The organism is Vibrio sp. B172a (assembly GCF_030248355.1).
Taxonomy (GTDB): domain Bacteria; phylum Pseudomonadota; class Gammaproteobacteria; order Enterobacterales; family Vibrionaceae; genus Vibrio; species Vibrio owensii.
Genome location: NZ_JAHGAC010000017.1, coordinates 41501 through 58110 on the forward strand (window position 1 = coordinate 41501; position 16610 = coordinate 58110).

Consider the following 16610-nt stretch of genomic DNA (forward strand, 5'->3'; position numbering starts at 1 on the left):
TCCAAACTAAATCCGGTTTCGATATTCGAATAAGTCAGAAAACAGAAAGCGAACTCTGTCCGGTCCTCCCCCTTTCAAGGGGGAGTTAGAGGGGGTTGTTGCTCCGAACCAAATCCGGCTTGAGTATTTGAATAAGTCAGAAGACCAAAAGCGAACTCTGTCCCGTCTTCCCAATTTCCAAGGGGGAGTTAGAGGGGGTTATTACTCCAAACTGAAAGGGCCCCTTGCGGAGCCCTTTCAGTATCGTAATTCTTTACTTCTTCGTATGGAACTGTTCGCAAGCCAGCATCGTGTTCTCAATTAGGCTTGCTACTGTCATTGGGCCAACACCACCCGGTACAGGAGTAATGAAGCTCGCATTCTCACGTGCTTTATCGTATTCCACGTCACCAACTAGTTTGCCAGATTCAAGACGGTTGATGCCCACATCGACCACAACCGCGCCTTTCTTAATCCACTCACCAGGAATGAAGTTCGGCTTACCAACTGCGACCACAACAAGGTCAGCTTGACGAACGTGACCTTCTAAGTCTTTGGTAAAGCGGTGGCAAGTCGTTGTCGTACAACCAGCAAGAAGCAGCTCAAGTGTCATTGGGCGACCAACAATGTTTGATGCGCCAACCACTACCGCATGCTTACCGCGTAGTTCGATGTTGTAACGGTCAAGCAGCGTAATAATGCCTTTTGGCGTACAAGAACGAAGCTTAGGAATGCGCTGCGCTAGACGGCCCACATTGTAAGGGTGGAAGCCATCCACGTCTTTTTCTGGGTGAATACGCTCAAGAACGTGTGTTGCATCAATGCCAGCAGGAAGTGGCAACTGAACAAGAATACCGTCGATTTCTGCGTCGTTATTCAACTCATCGATAAGTGCCAACAACTCTTCTTCCGACGTTGTCGCAGGAAGGTCAAAAGACTTAGAGACAAAGCCAACTTCTTCACACGCACGGCGCTTACTGCCAACGTAAACTTGAGAAGCTGGATCTTCACCAACTAAAACAACTGCAAGACCAGGAGCACGAAGGCCAGCCTCAACGCGAGCTTTCACACGTGCTGCAACTTCGGATCGAACAGTTTGGGAAATGAGAGTTCCATCTATATTTTGAGCAGTCATGACTTTCCTTTTTAAATTGAGAAGGCAAATTATTTGCGGCGCATTGTCGCAGAAAATCTATTTAACATCCATACGCAAACGTTTGCTTTGTGGTGTTTTTGAACATTTATCGTTTTGGTGCCCTTTTTTTAGGCATTCAGATCAGAATGTTATGAAAACCCGTTGATTTAAGCGCTTGAACTCGTATAATCCTGTCCCTGTAGCGCGCCCTTAGCTCAGCTGGATAGAGCACGTCCCTTCTAAGGATGTGGTCATAGGTTCGAATCCTATAGGGCGTGCCATTTATTTAGAAACCCCGATAGCTCTTCGAGTTATCGGGGTTTTGTCGTTTTGGAACCATGAAAATCAGGAGCTTGCAATATGAATCAAGTCATCACGTTGACTGGCGGCAATATCCGAAACTCTCATATGTATTTGACTGGCTTTATGGACCAGTTTCCTAAATCAACAGTTGGTGGAAAGAACCGCTCATTGATTGCTCCCGAATTGCTAACGGTAGAGTTTACTGGTGTCGGTTCAGTGACCACAGACATTGATGGGACAAAGCGAATTTTCAGAGAGCGAGCGATTCAAAAACAATTCTTCGAAAAGCACTCTTTAGAAGAAGGCAATCAGGTTAGAATCACTTCCATTAATGACTTTTCCTACCGCGTTTCTGTTGTTTGATCTTTAAACTGATGCTCCATGCTGTAAAGGGGCAATCAATCACAAAAGCCAACGTTTAACCACGTGAGGGTTAGCGGCTGTTAGTTGGTATTTTTTCGGAGAGGATTTTAGCTTTCTCTGATCTACGCATATATCTAATCGCTTAACCAAGTACTTAATCAGTGCTCTTCGGCAACTGATAGTAAAAGATGACTCATCCATTCCGTAATCTGCTTTAACAATGGCTTGTTGTTCCGGTGTTAAGTGCAGGTTTGGAATGATTTGGATGGTTTCTTCAATCATCCAGTCTTCATCCGCATCCATTCCGATGTTCGACTTATCGAGCAGCTCTGGTTCTCCTCGGAAGCGGCTTAAAACAAAATCCAAGAACATTTGTCTATCTTCGCAGTAAGCGCGTACATGCCAGCGAAAGCCGTCAAATACGATAGTGTGAGGAACAATGTTTCTACCACGGCCTTTTGGGCTATCCATTGAAACGTACTCAATATCCACACGACGCTTTTCTCTAGCAGCTTGTAGCAAACGACGAACAATGATCGGAGCGACGTGCCTATCTGGCACAGAGAGAACGATAGAATCGGCATGACCTAAGTTTTGTATGTCGAAACCATCGACGTGCTCATTGCTGTATTTGTGCAACAGTGACAAGTATTCGTTTGGTGTGCCTTTTGTAAAGCGAGGGACGAAGTCTTCTGACGGGCGATAGCCTTTAATACTTCGATCGTGGATAAGAGGAGGGAACTCAAACTGCTCTTGAAATGCTTTGATGTCTCGAGATGCTTGTTGTCGCTTTATATTGAATGAGTTACATAAATGATTAGTGGTAACTCGACCTTCCCACAACGCCACTACTTCAATCAGTTTGAAGCGAAGAAGTTGGTCCCATTTGATAGCCATTGTGCTGTTTTAATGCCTGAAAATGATACATGTTGATGTATACAGAATATACGTACATTTTTCTTGGGGGTATAGTGCTTACGTCCTACGAAATTTGAAAATTCTGACTCATAGCAATGTCAGTTGGCTCAAATTTTATTAAGGTCAGAATTCAACTTTTGTGTGAGAAGAGTAATATGAACTGGTTGCATAAATGGTGGTTATAAATTACCCATTTAAACTAGATGCATTTCATATACGGTATCGTGTGTTTTCTTCGTTTGGTAGTATTCAATCCCACAAAGAAAGTCCGTTTAATCAACCTTTGAAGAGAAAGAACCTTGAATTTAGCACAAGCCCTCAGCATTCTCTCCAAGTCCTCACCCTATGCGGTAAGTACCGAAAGAGAGCAAAATCAAGACCTTCTGGCTGAATATAAAAGTCATATCTACATCAAAACCGACATTGAAGCTGATTTTAAGCAAGCGCTTCTGTCTGCCAAAAAAGATGAAATTATCTTTTTGTGTGGCAGTAGTGGTGATGGCAAGTCGGAGATTTTGACTCAATACAGCCAAAAGCATAAAGCAACGCATGATTTTCATCTTGATGCGACACACAGCTTCAACCCGAGCCAAACAGCTATTCATGCGTTAGATGAGCGTTTCACTCAGTTCAAAGGAAATGACAAGCCACTCGTTGTTGGCATTAATATTGGTATGTTGGGTAACTATGCTGAGGAAGGTGCTGACCAACATAACGATGTGAAAGCGTCGATAAAGGCTTTTCTGGAAAATCAAACGGACGACATTCCAGCAAACCATACATTTCTAGATTTCGAACAATATCCGAAATTTACTCTTGGCCACGAAGTAAGCACATCCGATTTTGCCGCTCAATTTCTAGCTCGCTTAACTGAGCCAACTTTAGATAACCCGTTTTATGCGCTCTACGACAGTGAAGTTAAAAAGTCTGGTCACAGCGTACTGACTGCAAACTATGCTTTATTGGGGTTGGAGTCCGTTCAAAAGAACATTATCGCTCTGTTACTCAAAGCGCGTTTGATCAAAGACCAATTTTTAACAGCACGCGCTCTACTGGATTTTGTATTCCAGATCTTAGCAATGGAAGAAGGTTATCTGTTCGACAACTTGTACTCTGGTGCGGATAACGAGCTGCTAGAGCATATTCAGAGCTTTGACCCAAGCAATATTCATACTCGCAAGATTGATGAGTTTGTTCTGCAATTTGGTTTGGGCATTGAAGAAGAAGGCTTTACTCAGTTGAAAGAACAAGTGAAGCCACTAGGTGTTTTTGATGTATCAAATGCTGCTTCTTACCTGCGTATGGTTTACTTGCTCAAAGATGAAGAGCAGTTTGCAAATAAATACATCAACGAGCTGAAAATCGACTTCGATAACTCTTTAGTGGATCAGTACGCGAATACTTGGCTGCTTCACCGTGAGTTTGATGGTTCTGGTAAACAGAAAAAAGAGCTAAACAAGTTCTATAAAGACATCTTAATTTCGGCGATTCATCGTTACTGTAATCGTAACTCTCCAACGCTCGATAAAGACCAATTTTTTATCTCAGAATACAACGGGTTTAAAACCGCAGCAGAGCTTGAGGTGAAACCTGATTTTACCGCTATCAAAACTCAAGGTGTTGGCAAAATTGGTTCTTTCAATGCGCACATCCGTGCTGATGATAACGCTCTGCTTCCAATGCCAATCAGTATTAACTTACTTGAGTTGCTAGAAAAGATTAATCAGGGGTATCGACCTAACAAGCACGATAAAAACGCGGTGCTTTTGTTGGATGAGGTGATTGAACAGCTCATCGCTGTTGCAAACGAGAAGAACACCCTGTTTATCCTGAAAAATGATAAGCGCTACAAGATCGTCAATGAAGATGACGAGTATTTCGAAGTGAGTGGTATTTAAGATGACAATGGATAAATACATCAAACCGTTTAATCAGAAATTGCCACAAACGGCGGAAGACGTACCCAACAAAAACAGCTTGAACAGCTATTTGCCAATTCGTACTAAAGGCAATGACTTTGATAGCGATGCGGTGATTGGTCTTGTATTGCGTGGATTATTACGTAAGAAGATTGAAGGCTACAAATACGAGGATTTTGTCTCTGACTGTCAGTCTGCATTTGAAGAGAAGTTAGGCGAAGAAGAGTTTTGGGCAGTACTACGAGAGATGTACTTTGACAACAAAGATATCTTCTCTGTGAGCCCTGAGCTTTTACTATTTCGTGCGCAAAAAGGTGAGTTTGCAGCAGGCGATTCTCGTGTTGCTTCTATGTTTACCAACTTACTTCAGAACATGCGTGTCGAAGAGTTTGATGCAAAACTCAACTTTATCGAACGAGAGATGCTTTCAACTCTGCGTGGCAAGATGAAGAGTGATTCATCAATGCAAGCAAGTGAGCATCCGTACTTGCCATACCTATCTAAAGCATTTCGTGATGATTTGAAGTTTTTGGCAAGTCGACCTAAGTACCTGTTAAGTGAAATCGAATCGTTTTTGTCTTTTTACGGTTTTGCTTACACCGCTCAGTTAAGCCTATCGCTCACAGATTGGCGCTCTGGTGAGGAGCCAACAGCAAAGCCTTTGTACTTCATCATGGATCATGAGCGTGCTAGCAATGAACGTACGCACATCAAAAATCACGGTTACAAGCTTTTCAATGAATCGGCGACTCGTTTGTTCCCAATGTTGACAATGCTAGAACTTCTCCAGCCTGGCATGGGTGACAAGAATGCTGCCAAAGTACCATTGTGGGCGATTTCAAAGGGGATTCAAGAATCTCGCTATGAACATCTAAAAAGTGACTTAGAGAACTTTGCGCGAGCATTTAAAGCACAGCGTGGACTTGATACATCACTTGATGAATCGGAATCTGCGTTGGACTGGCTTGGCAATATCATGAAGTTAGCCATGGCACAGTTTAGTTTCGGCGAGCGATTCAACATCAACAAAAAATACGTTTCTGAAGTAGAAAAGTATCTTGCTGCTCACTTTATTCAAAGCCGAGGTCGCAGTGGCCGAGTGTTGGTACTTAACCAAGACTACATCATTTTATTAACCAACCTTGTTGTTGGAGAAAAGGACAAACTCCGTTTCCACGAGCTTATTGCCGCATTTAAACAACGTGGCATTTTCGTAGATAAACAAACCGAACAAGAACTAATTAAATTCTATGAGCGCATTGGTAACGTTGAGCGCATGAGTGATAGTGGAGACGCAGTTTATGTCCGTAAAACAATTTGAGACCTTTCTAGTTGAGCAGTTTCTGGCTGATGCAGAAGCTCACATCAAGGCAGGCTTCCGTTATCAGTTCAAGTCACCAGATAGTGAAAACAGTGTGCGTTTGTACCAAGCAATGATCGCACATTCACAAAGTAGTATTAGTGCGAGTAACGGTATCGAGCTGCCATTTATTCAGTTGTCTAACTGTAAGATCGTACCTGTTATTCATAGTGAAGATCCTGCTGAGTACCAAGGCTTTACAGAAAACTATATCTCTCACCTACGTGATGAAGTTGCAAGCCAGTCAGGCTACTTGAAGGGCTGCGCGCTGGTGGTCATTCACAATAGCTTGTTGGATACCTTGATTAACTCAGCAGAAGATCTGGCTCAGCTTGGTCAGGTGTGGAGCCCAAGCAAGATCAAAGCGGCGATGAAAGGGCTGATTGATCAACAAGACAAAGGCCGTGATGTGTCTAATTGTCTTTTGGATGACCAGTTTGATGCGATCCTTGAAGATGGCGCGACCATGTTCGGTTTCGAATCACTATACAAAGCTGTGGAAGATGGTGATCTGCGCTTCAATGAGCTTGGTATGTTTGAAGATCCGCTCGTTGCAGAGATGAGTGGTAACCCAAAACAAATTAAAAAACGTTTGGAAGACAACCGTGCACTCTATGAAGAACTTTCTTTTGAAGTGGAACACTTCGGCGATCAGCTTCAGGATCGTTTGAAGTCGTTTGGTGAGAAATTCATTAACGAAAACTTCTCTGAAACTGATGCGTGGAAAGATGTTGAGTTTGAGGCGTTTCTACAAGAGAAAAAACGCAATTCACAGCAGCAACTTGTTCTTGAAGAAGAGCAAGCTAGCGAGGGCATGACTATTACTGCGCGCAACCGTGCAGAAACTAAAGCCGGTATGCGTGATCGCCACCTTATTATTGAGCTTGATGAAGGCGTCAACGACTTTGAATTGAAGTTGATTTTCCAAGGTGCAAGTAATCTTGATAAAAGCCAATTCAAAATTCAGCCAGCAAAAGCGCTTAATAACGAAGAAGTAATTGAAACACGCAACAGTTTAAAAACAACACGAGCAAGTTTGAAAGGGACATACAACAATGAACCGCTGTTCTTCAACCTAGCGCTCAAGCGCGAGAACAAGTCTGAGGTCTACAACTTCCGCTGTCTCGTTGTTCGTAAGGGTGAATTTTACATTGAGCCATTCAAAAACATCTTCTTGATCGAGCCAGCGCCTGCGAAGCAGCGTTTAACCTTGAACATGGAAGAAAATAAGCTTCAGATTCGAGCTGAAGAGGGGATAGCTTGTTCTTTGACGGATGCAAAACAAGTTGTTGACGTAGCAGAACACTCGCTGGTGGACTTTGAGGCGCTTGCCAATGAAGCGGATGAGATTGACTTCGCTGTTAAATCAGGTGACAACCAACTTAAGTTCAATGTCGAAGGTGCAGTAGCAACAGACTCGTTGAGCTTGCCTTTGCTACTCAACCGAGGCCGTTACCATAAGTTATTCAAAGATGAATACAACGGCGAGTTTTACTCCCAAAAAGGTAAAGTTGGCATCGATAACAGCGAATTTGTTGTACCTGGTGTTCGTTTAAAACTGCTGCGCTGGGAAGAAGCCTTCATCAATGACAAAGTCGTTTCTATTTCTGACTCTGACACAATCAAGTTGGATGATGTGCAAGCCATTGATGACGCAATGCATTCATCTTATGTCGAATTGTATGATTACCTTGAGCAGCGCCGTAGTACGCCATCTTTAGCCTCTTGGGGGGATGATTTCACGACGCTTGTACAAAATGTAGTCGATGCATGTCTTGCTTATTTTGAAGCGATTCCAACGGGCAGTATGCTGACCAAAGAGCAAAAAGCCGCGCTGCAAATTGGTTTGGTTAAATCTGAAGGTGAAGAGTATTACTCTCCGTTCCATCCGTTAATCTTGGCTTACTACCTAAATCTACGCAAAGTGATTCGTGAAGATGAAAGCTTTGCTAGCTTGCCAGATGTGACGTTTGAGCGCCTATCACCAAAAGGCTTGTTGCCGTATGTTTATCATCCTCAGCATGAGTTTGCTTACAACCAACAGGTGAAAGAAAACGCATTTTGGATCAAGAGCGTCCCTCAAGAGAAGAGCTCACTGACATTCGTTCGTAAACTCGTCAAAGAAAAAATTGACGAGTTCCAGACCGCATTTAGTCAACTATTCACAGGTTCTGAAAAGAGCATCATCATTAACGCAGTGAATCAAGACAGCGCTGAAGAGTTGTTCATGGGGCTAGTCGATTACATCCGTAGCAATCAAGAACAAGCGGCTTCGATTCACATCAACCTTTATGATGACAAACTGACGTTCAATGCGTTTGACCGATTTGCAGAAACCGCCAATTACGACGAACTGAAAGAGTGGTTAGAGCTGAACAAAGGTAAAGTACGTGAAGTGGCGGATACCATCATTGATATCCTTCGCACTCGTTTAACCTACAGTAAGTTTACCAATGAGCAGGCGAATAAAGACGGCCAGTCATACGCGCACCTCTCGTTCTTCCGTAATAACGACAAAGTGGATTGCTCAGATATTGCAATCGAAGACATGGCTTCGGGGATTGCATGTGATGGTCTATTAACGGGTGACGCGTCTGAGAGTAAATCTGGCTCTTACTTTACTGGCTTTGGTTTGAAGGGAACGGATTATCAAGACCATCCACACCTGATGATGGCCAAATACGTTGGTGCTTTACTCAAGCCGGCGTTAAAGCCGAATACGCAGTATCACGGTGCAAACGCAGTTGCACTTGCAGTGAGTGAAGATTTTAAAGGTTTGCTAGAGCGCTCATACGACAGCTCCATTTGGACAACCATCATTGATCCAAAAGTGACATTAGACTTCTTCCACAGCAATGAAGATGTGGTGCTGATTCACTATTCCGATCAGTACACCAGCTCATCCAGCTACGATGCGATTACCGTAACAGCGGAGCGTGGTCTGTTTGAAAAAGTCCTTAAGCAGGGGGATGGTGGCCAAATCAATGAGTTCAATGCCTTTAATGGTGACTGGCTGTTGAAGATGATGACCTGCGCGCCAACCATCAACAAAGAGCGCAAAGGTGTTATTGGTGCTTATAAGTTTGTAACCAGCTTAGTGCATAACTCAGATATCACATGGGTTCCGCTTTCTGTGGCAGAAATGATCCGTGTCTCAGGAAACATCGGCCTGAAAATGTCAGACAGTGAATTCTCGCGTAACGTTCATGGCTACAAAAAAGGTGAGATTTCTGATGATGTGTTGCTTGTTGGCTTTAAAGGGCAAGACATGTACTTGCTACCCGTGGAAGTAAAAACGGGTTCAATTCCTGACTATAAAAAAGCAGTTAAGCAATCAAAAGAGTTGTTGCGCTATCTGAGCGAAGATCTGCTTGGCAATGACAACCTTGCCAGCAAGCTTTACCGCGGCCTGTTCATGCGTCAAGTGCTCATGCAGGTAGACAAGTACCGCTTGTACAACGTGTTCGCTCCAAACTACTTTGACGTACTGCTAGACAACAAAGAAGAGTGGCTGAAAGGCGATTACTCGCTAGCAAAAGTGGCTGATTATCCAGATGGATTTGTTGTCAGCCATCTTGAGGGCGCAAGTTGCTTGCAACCAGAATACCAAATGTTGGAAGGCGTGCTAAAAGTTGACCTTCCGATGGGCTTACTTCCTCGTTTGGTCGAAACGCCACTGCAAGAAGTGCTTAACGAGTTAGATATCGTCAAGTTATGTCACGTACCGACCGAATATGTCCTAGGTGGAAAAACGCAAGCAGAAGCGCTCGAAGCCGACAGCCAAGTTAATGTTACGAGTAATAACGTACACCAAGAAACAGATGACTCAGGGATTGAGCTAAACACCGAAGCTGAAGCGTGTTGCTCTGAGGTCGAAGAAGGACAAACAGCTCCAGATAAAGACGTTTCGGTGCAAGGTGCTGACGCAGTAGATACCTTCAAGTCACTGCCATCGGACACTAACTTAAATGTGCTCTTTGGTCATAATGCTCTAACACAAGCCCCATTGAACTGGGAACCAACTAATACCGCCAAGTTTATGAATACCAACACCGGTATCATAGGCACCATGGGTACGGGTAAAACTCAGTTCACTAAATCGGTGATTACACAGCTTTATCGTAATCGGGCAGACAACGTAAACGGTGCGCCAATTGGCATGCTTATTTTCGACTACAAATCTGATTATGTAGACGATAAGTTCCAACAAGCGACAGCGGGTAAGAAGTTTAACCTTCATAAACTGCCATATAACCCATTGAGTTTGTTTGGTGATACGCCAATGCTGCCTGTGCACACCGCACGTGGTTTTTCTGAAACCATGGGTAAAGCTTTTGGCTTAGGACAAAAACAGCAACTGCGTTTACGTAAGTTGGTGGGTGAAGCTTATGAGTTAGCTGGTATTCGCAAAGCGGATCCAAGCACTTGGACAAAACCAGCACCGACAATCTCACAGGTGTGGGACTTGTTTATTGAAACTGACCCAGATGAAGATTCGTTATACGCGGCACTTGAAAGCCTGTACGAACTAGAGATTTTCGAAGACGATAATACCAACTGTATGAGCCTTTACGATCTTGTTGATGGCATTACAGTTGTTGAATTGGCAGGTTATCCGTCAGAGATCCAAAACCTCGTTGTAGCATTAACACTGGATTTGTTCTACTCACAAATGCAGAAGAAAGGTAAGCCAGAAGTTCAAGGCGATTTCCGACAAATCACTAAGATGATCTTGGTGGACGAAGCCGACAACTTTATGTCTCAAAATTTCCCAAGCTTGCGCAAGATCTTAAAAGAAGGTCGTGAGTATGGCGTTGGTGTGATTCTGTCTACTCAAGACATTACACACTTCCAAACCGGTGAGAACGACTACTCAAGCTATGTGCTTACGTGGGTAATTCACCGCGTTGCCAAGATTCGCCCGCAAGAGCTTAAAGCCATGTTTGGGGTAAACGAAAAAGCCGAACAAGAGAAGCTGATGGAGACCATCAACAAGCTAGAGAAGCACTATAGCTTATACATCGATGGTGCTAAGAAGATAGTCAAGATGCGAGATAGAGCGTTTTGGGAATTACAAGGTTAGAGGCCATTTATGAGTTATGAACTAGCATTATTATATAGCGGGATTAGTTGTGCAGAAGCAAAACTGTATTCATTGGATACAATTGCAAGAAAATTAGAACTAAGTGATTTTGAGTCAGATTTATTAGGTGGTTGTCCAGTTGAGAGTACAGGGAAAATATTCGATGTGATAGAAGGGTTGTCGCACGACGAATTCATTAAAGTTTATAAAGAAAGAGCAAAAAAAATATTTGAAGAGATTGATAGATACCAATCAGCAGAAGATTCAATCATAGAAAGCAGTGAATCTGTGATATCTCGATACTTGGAGGTAGGTGAAACAGACGAGCAAGGAGTAGAAGTATCGATAAGTTTAGACATAGAGTATTTTATCGACTCTGAACCGCTTGAAGGGTATGTATCGCACGATGTAGTAAAATCGGCAGGAACTATAGAAGACTGGCTCACAACTATTTGCCCTTGGCTTCACAATTATGACTTCTCGATAGACTGCAAGTAATATGCTTTATATCTATGGTGTGTACACCGATAGTTAAAAAAGTTACCACTAGGCTATTTGATTTTGTGGCACGTTTACGCAGTTGTTTCCACATAAGTTGCATAGTAGGATGTAAGAGGTAGCAACGTTCCGGTCAAAGATGCGTTGCTACCCAAGATATACCTTTAATTGCGGATATCACTTAAGTCGATGTCTCTAATCATTTGAAGAGGGTCATCGACTCCCTCTTCGTCTAGCAAATATTTAGTTGCCATTGCTGATTTAATTTCATTTGTCGAAACCCCTAAAAGTTTCGCTTTTGCGTCAATTAGAAAATTTAGGTCTTCTAGCATGTTTTTTCCTTTTTGTAGTAAATCCCTTCAGACTGTTCTATCAGCTAGAACTTGATCTAAGCTCGAGTCCTATACTCGATTATGTAAATTTTGAGTATAGAAACCCCTAACTAATAAAAGTCATGGAAGAGCATGAGTGTTGATTATGGGAGAGCAAGCTCTCCCAAGAGAAATTCAGGTTGGTTACTGATTAAGTTGATATGCAAGCTTGTACATATTCGAAACAAACTTGTAAGTGTTGTTGTCTTTTGTCACGTTACCAGGTTCGTAATTCTGACCTTTGATCAGTGACTGGAGGCCATTCTCAAATACAAAGCCAATGTTCTTTTTCAGGAACTCTTGCGGGTCACTCTTCCATTGAACACGATTGTTTTTGATTTCCATATGCTCGTTCATCGCAACAAGCAAAGGATAAATGAACCCGTCCGGGAGCTGGTACGCAACCTCTTCTTGATAGAACTTGGTAAGAGCTGGCTTGCGCATGTAGGACTTTTTGTCGTCTTTCCACTTTTCTGCATCTAAAATTTTAACGCTTTTAATGCGCCCAAAGCCTTTACTTACACTATTGTATGCATCAGGAAATGCTTTGTAGATGTAATCATAAAGACGAGGAATGTCTTGCATCATCTCTAAAGCAGATTCAACAAGCGGGTCGCAAACTCGGACTTTTACACCGTCGGAGTCTTTTTGTGTCACACCCGGTGAGCTCATAAATTCATTGTACAATTTAATGCAAGCTCCCTTAGATGAAGAGATCATCGATGGGTTATCTCGAACGACTTTTGCATACGTATACTCTTCTGAAGGAAGAATTGATAGCGGAATCAAGCTTAGGGCAACGATGTCGGCAGTTTTAATACGACCACCATCATTTTCTTGCCACTCGATCTCACCAACTAGTTCAGGATCTAAGGAGTCCTTGATAACATCATAGAATCCAGCTTTGTTTGCTTTCGCTGTCTCTTTTAGTTGGGCATTGTTGTTGCGGGCTGCACTAATGGCTAAAACTGAATCGTTAAAATCGTCAAGACCAGAGGCTTCCTTCGAAGGATAGATGATTTCAATAGGAATACGGATGTCACGCGGCAAGTCTGATGTGATGGCATCAATTTCATCTGCATATTCATCCCAGATCTCTTTGAGGTGATCCCAACCCTTGATCTTGTCATAAGCTTGGTATCCAGCCCAATTTAGAACATAGCATCCAATCGCAAATGTATTATGGCCACCATCAAGAATACCTTCTTTGGTTGGATCATCAATCTTTAGCTCAAGGCGTTTTCGCTCTAAACCACGGACATTACTTGAGGCAAGCAAAATACCTTTTGACATGTAGTGAAAGAGATCAGGGGTCTCATGAAGAGTTTCAATAATAGCTGCCGTTACAGCATTTCTTTTTGCTTTGCGAGGGTTCGCACTCAAACCAGTGCTGTCGATAAGAGAGATAATAGACTTGAGATCTGTATTACCGATGATTTTTTCTACAAGGCCTTCTTGGATTGATTGGTCTTGTACTTTGATAATGACTTTTGAGGACATTGTCTGCTCCTTAATTTAAAAAATAAAGTTAAGGTTCAGGCAAGATAGATCAGGAGATCAGATGCGATTTTCATATTTTCCTGCTAACTTACCAGTTAACCTTTCCAGTGCTCTATCCAGAGCTTGTAATCGTCATTTGTCTTAACCAGACTTGATTACCTTTTCATTCTAAATGCATTTTTTAGACAATGTCAACACTCAGATATTAATTTATTGTTTTTTTAATAATTTTAATACCCAAAATAAATTATACTTGTGAATTTTTGTTCGAGCCTCGTTAGCTCGCCCCTCTAGCTGAAAGATGGATATTGTAAGAATACTGGTGAGGCACCGGACTGATCTGCACCACCACTGTTGGACACAGAGTTAAGTGAGTAGAATTACTAACGAGGTAAATCATGACAACTAAAAACTAGAATAAAACATCCCCCTCAATTTTAAGCCGAAGCTCTAAAACTTGCTGATAAAGTCGGTGTAGCGGTCGTCGCAAGACAGTAATCACTCCACGAATATCAGGTTTACGTCTGGTGCAAACTGCTGACAAAACAACTACTACACAGCGAGAGCAAAAGTTCGTAGTTGCAGTCATTAAGCTAAAAAACGAGGGGGCTTCTATTGACGAAATCTCTCATGAAGACTGTAAGTTTGAGGGCCTTACTCATGAAATACAAGACGAAAACGGTACGAGCCAAGTGATAGTTCTTAAGTCCCTTTTAGACAGTTTGGGAAAAATTAGAGATCTATAATTTGTACCAATTCGGATCTGATCAACCAGTAAGCCTGACCATTGATTATTCAGGCTTACTGGTTTCTATGGATTGGTCAGATACTAAGACTCAGATTACTTAGGTTCTTATGGTTTCGAATCGAAGCAACTCCATCTTCCACATGTGCTGCCCAAGCTTGTTGATACTCTTTTGTATCAAGCTCTGGGTAGTACATCTTCAGCACTAACTCTGTCACTTCACCTGTTTCACCAAGCCACGTGTATTTATCTAGTACAAGTGAGCCGTCTAATTTGGCTTCTTGGCCTTGGTAGCGAAAGTCACTTTCGATGGAGCGGAAGAAAGCGATACGCGCTGATACGTTTGGAGTGATTCCAGTATAACCCTTTAGCTTTTTAAGCTGCTCTTCAGTAGAGCGGGTTAAGTTCATACGATTAGGTAGCATTACACGACCTCCTTAATCGATTCTTTCCAGAAGTAACCTTCTTTCAACGTTGAAGCCTTAGTTGTACCGTCGAAACAGATCTCGTAAGTACGAGCAATATCGTCTTGGATAAGACTTGTGTAGTTTCTATCGATCTCTGTATCGGTAGATAAAATCACAACTTGGTGGCTTGCGGTTGGGAAGTAGTTCTCTACCAGCTTGTCACGGTGATGTGAGTCCAATCTGCCTAGTGGAGTGTCAATGATGATTGGTAGCTTACGGCCAGATGTGCGACCAAGAGCCTCTAGAATTGAGATCGCGTAGATTTGCTTTTCACCCGCAGACATTGCCTTACGATTGATCTTAATACCATGTTCATCAACCAATTCAACATCGAATGTTGCTGGGTTGATTGAAGCGGTGAGCTGTAAATCTTCTTTACGAGCTAGCTTCTTGTAAGACTTGACGAACTCGTTTTCTAACTGCTTGACGCGAGCTTTAGTTAGGTGCTCACCAAATTTCTCAAGCAATAAGATAGAGTTTTGAGCATTGCTAATACTCTGATCTTTATTGGATTGATCTTTATTCTTATCGTGTAGCTTCTGAATTTGACGAGCTGTTTCTAGTGCTTGGCGCAATTCGCGTTTTGCTTCTTCAAGCAAAGCATGGTATTCGATAATCAGCTTTTCTTTTTTCTTATCTAATTTGCGTACGTCTGCAAAAAGCTCTTGCACCTGCTCTTGCTCAGGAGCTCGTGCAATATTGTTTGATGCGTTATCGATCTCTTCTTCTACTTTTTGAAGACGAACCCGTGCTTCATCAAAACGCGAAAAAGACTCATGAGACAGATTAGATAGTTGATAGTCAATAGTATTTGCTTGACGGTCGGAGATATCTAAAAGCAGCTCGGCAGAATCAAATTCACCCACGTGTACTTTAAAGCTATCAGCAATCGCGCTTTGAGCCATTTCTGTATCAAAACTTGGGTATTTTGAACGTAGTGTTTCTAAGAATGAGTCCAGCTCATTGCCAAAGTTCTGTTTCTTTTTAATCTGTTGTTCTTGTTTGATCTGAGTTTGAAGGCGCTGCATTGCATTAGGTGCAAGTGCGAATGGAAGACTTGTCTCCATCTCCATGCGGATTTGTTTTTCAAGCTCTACTTTCTCTTTAAGCAAGCTATCGACTTTTTGTTGCTCATCTTCTCGAGTTTTAGCCCAAGCGCCGCCATTTTGAGATAGCTTGTTTTCTAACTCGAGAACTTCGCTCGAGGTTGATTCTATTTCCTTTGCTATAGAATCTGCCTTACTGCGGAGTTGTTTGGCATTTTCTTCATGCTTAGCTCGAATAGAGTCTAAAGAATTAAGTTCTTGTTTTACCGATAAGCTTAATTTCTCAGAACCGTGTTTTTTGAGGAAAATTGCAAGATCACTTTTCAGTTTTGCAATGATATCCAAACCAAGTAGGCGACGAACTGCAGTTTTCAGAACTGTTCCAGATTCATCTTCAGCAAGGTCAGCTATTTTTTCTCCGTCAAAGAAGAAAAGATCGGCAATGCCCGTTGGGATTAGTTCATTAAGAAAACCTTGGCATTGTTCGTAATTGAGTTCAGAAATTTGAACTCCATTTTTTTTAAGCGTTAAGACATCTTTCTTTCCACGTTTCCATTCACGAAGAACAGTGTATAAGCTTTCTTCACCATTTTGGGTGTATTTAAACTCCATCGAGACTGATGCTTTATCTTGTAAATCATTCTGACTTACACCTTTGTGGATCAGTTCATCAAGTGCATTGATATACTCGTTGTTGTTCAGAGCTTTACTGAATGATTGGCGACCAAAAAGAGCTAACCTTACCGCGGTTAGTATTGAGGTTTTACCTGCACCATTGAGACCACCAAATAGAATAATAGGTTTAGGTGATCTGGTTTCTGTACCCTTTGCATTTATTTCTGCTGGTAAAGGTGATAGTAGGATTTCATGCTCGCCACGAAAAACTCGGAAATTGTTTAGTGTTAGTTTGGTGATTAGCATTG

11 protein-coding genes and 1 tRNA gene are annotated in these 16610 nt (G+C 42.3%); 6 read left to right on the top strand and 6 right to left on the bottom strand.

Going from position 1 to position 16610, the window contains the following annotated elements; genetic code table 11:
- Nucleotides 1-253: 253 nt before the first annotated feature.
- A complete protein-coding gene (gene folD / locus KIT90_RS16885; protein WP_005430847.1) occupies nucleotides 254-1114 on the bottom strand; it encodes a bifunctional methylenetetrahydrofolate dehydrogenase/methenyltetrahydrofolate cyclohydrolase FolD in 861 nt (286 codons plus the stop codon).
- A 204-nt stretch (nucleotides 1115-1318) separates the two neighbouring features.
- Here folD and KIT90_RS16890 point away from each other — a divergent pair.
- A tRNA-Arg gene (locus tag KIT90_RS16890) sits at nucleotides 1319-1395 on the top strand.
- 79 nt (nucleotides 1396-1474) lie between these two features.
- Nucleotides 1475-1780: a hypothetical protein gene (locus KIT90_RS16895; RefSeq protein ID WP_285377678.1), complete on the top strand. Its 306-nt coding sequence runs from the start codon at nucleotides 1475-1477 to the stop codon at nucleotides 1778-1780.
- Nucleotides 1781-1819: 39 nt separating this feature from the next.
- Here KIT90_RS16895 and KIT90_RS16900 read toward each other — a convergent pair whose 3' ends face one another.
- On the bottom strand, nucleotides 1820-2677 hold the full coding sequence (locus tag KIT90_RS16900; protein WP_285377680.1) for a WYL domain-containing protein: 858 nt from the start codon (nucleotides 2675-2677) through the stop codon (nucleotides 1820-1822).
- 320 nt (nucleotides 2678-2997) lie between these two features.
- Between KIT90_RS16900 and dptF the strand changes: the two genes are divergently transcribed.
- Genes dptF through KIT90_RS16920 form a run of 4 tightly spaced genes read left to right on the top strand, consistent with a single transcriptional unit; the run spans nucleotide 2998 to nucleotide 11558 of the window.
- Complete coding sequence (gene dptF, locus KIT90_RS16905) at nucleotides 2998-4596, top strand: DNA phosphorothioation-dependent restriction protein DptF (protein WP_285377681.1); 1599 nt, start codon at nucleotides 2998-3000, stop codon at nucleotides 4594-4596.
- Nucleotide 4597: 1 nt separating this feature from the next.
- Entirely contained in the window at nucleotides 4598-5938 is a 1341-nt protein-coding gene (gene dptG / locus KIT90_RS16910; RefSeq protein ID WP_285377683.1) for a DNA phosphorothioation-dependent restriction protein DptG, read from the top strand.
- Nucleotides 5919-11060, top strand: a complete 5142-nt coding sequence (gene dptH / locus KIT90_RS16915; RefSeq protein WP_285377685.1) for a DNA phosphorothioation-dependent restriction protein DptH — start codon at nucleotides 5919-5921, stop codon at nucleotides 11058-11060. The genes dptG and dptH overlap by 20 nt, the downstream gene beginning before the upstream one ends.
- 9 nt (nucleotides 11061-11069) lie before the next feature.
- Complete coding sequence (locus tag KIT90_RS16920; RefSeq protein WP_285377687.1) at nucleotides 11070-11558, top strand: hypothetical protein; 489 nt, start codon at nucleotides 11070-11072, stop codon at nucleotides 11556-11558.
- 164 nt (nucleotides 11559-11722) lie between these two features.
- Here KIT90_RS16920 and KIT90_RS16925 read toward each other — a convergent pair whose 3' ends face one another.
- From KIT90_RS16925 to dndD, 4 genes are all read right to left on the bottom strand, one after another.
- Entirely contained in the window at nucleotides 11723-11890 is a 168-nt protein-coding gene (locus KIT90_RS16925; protein ID WP_285377689.1) for a hypothetical protein, read from the bottom strand.
- Between the two features lie 183 nt (nucleotides 11891-12073).
- Nucleotides 12074-13429, bottom strand: a complete 1356-nt coding sequence (locus tag KIT90_RS16930; RefSeq protein ID WP_285377691.1) for an AIPR family protein — start codon at nucleotides 13427-13429, stop codon at nucleotides 12074-12076.
- A gap of 822 nt (nucleotides 13430-14251) precedes the next feature.
- Complete coding sequence (dndE, locus tag KIT90_RS16935; RefSeq protein ID WP_285377693.1) at nucleotides 14252-14599, bottom strand: DNA sulfur modification protein DndE; 348 nt, start codon at nucleotides 14597-14599, stop codon at nucleotides 14252-14254.
- Nucleotides 14599-16608 carry a DNA sulfur modification protein DndD gene (gene dndD / locus KIT90_RS16940; RefSeq protein WP_285377695.1) on the bottom strand — a complete coding sequence of 670 codons (2010 nt, stop codon included), beginning with the start codon at nucleotides 16606-16608 and terminating at the stop codon, nucleotides 14599-14601. The genes dndE and dndD overlap by 1 nt, the downstream gene beginning before the upstream one ends.
- Nucleotides 16609-16610: the final 2 nt, after the last annotated feature.

What these genes read in the sequence shown, in the direction of transcription:
- dptG (WP_285377683.1), top strand. Translation starts at nt 4,598, where the DNA reads ATGACAATGGATAAATACATCAAACCGTTTAATCAGAAATTGCCACAA.
- KIT90_RS16930 (WP_285377691.1), bottom strand. Translation starts at nt 13,429, where the DNA reads ATGTCCTCAAAAGTCATTATCAAAGTACAAGACCAATCAATCCAAGAA.
- KIT90_RS16895 (WP_285377678.1), top strand. Translation starts at nt 1,475, where the DNA reads ATGAATCAAGTCATCACGTTGACTGGCGGCAATATCCGAAACTCTCAT.
- folD (WP_005430847.1), bottom strand. Translation starts at nt 1,114, where the DNA reads ATGACTGCTCAAAATATAGATGGAACTCTCATTTCCCAAACTGTTCGA.
- dptH (WP_285377685.1), top strand. Translation starts at nt 5,919, where the DNA reads ATGTCCGTAAAACAATTTGAGACCTTTCTAGTTGAGCAGTTTCTGGCT.
- KIT90_RS16900 (WP_285377680.1), bottom strand. Translation starts at nt 2,677, where the DNA reads ATGGCTATCAAATGGGACCAACTTCTTCGCTTCAAACTGATTGAAGTA.
- dndE (WP_285377693.1), bottom strand. Translation starts at nt 14,599, where the DNA reads ATGCTACCTAATCGTATGAACTTAACCCGCTCTACTGAAGAGCAGCTT.
- dndD (WP_285377695.1), bottom strand. Translation starts at nt 16,608, where the DNA reads ATGCTAATCACCAAACTAACACTAAACAATTTCCGAGTTTTTCGTGGC.
- KIT90_RS16920 (WP_285377687.1), top strand. Translation starts at nt 11,070, where the DNA reads ATGAGTTATGAACTAGCATTATTATATAGCGGGATTAGTTGTGCAGAA.
- KIT90_RS16925 (WP_285377689.1), bottom strand. Translation starts at nt 11,890, where the DNA reads ATGCTAGAAGACCTAAATTTTCTAATTGACGCAAAAGCGAAACTTTTA.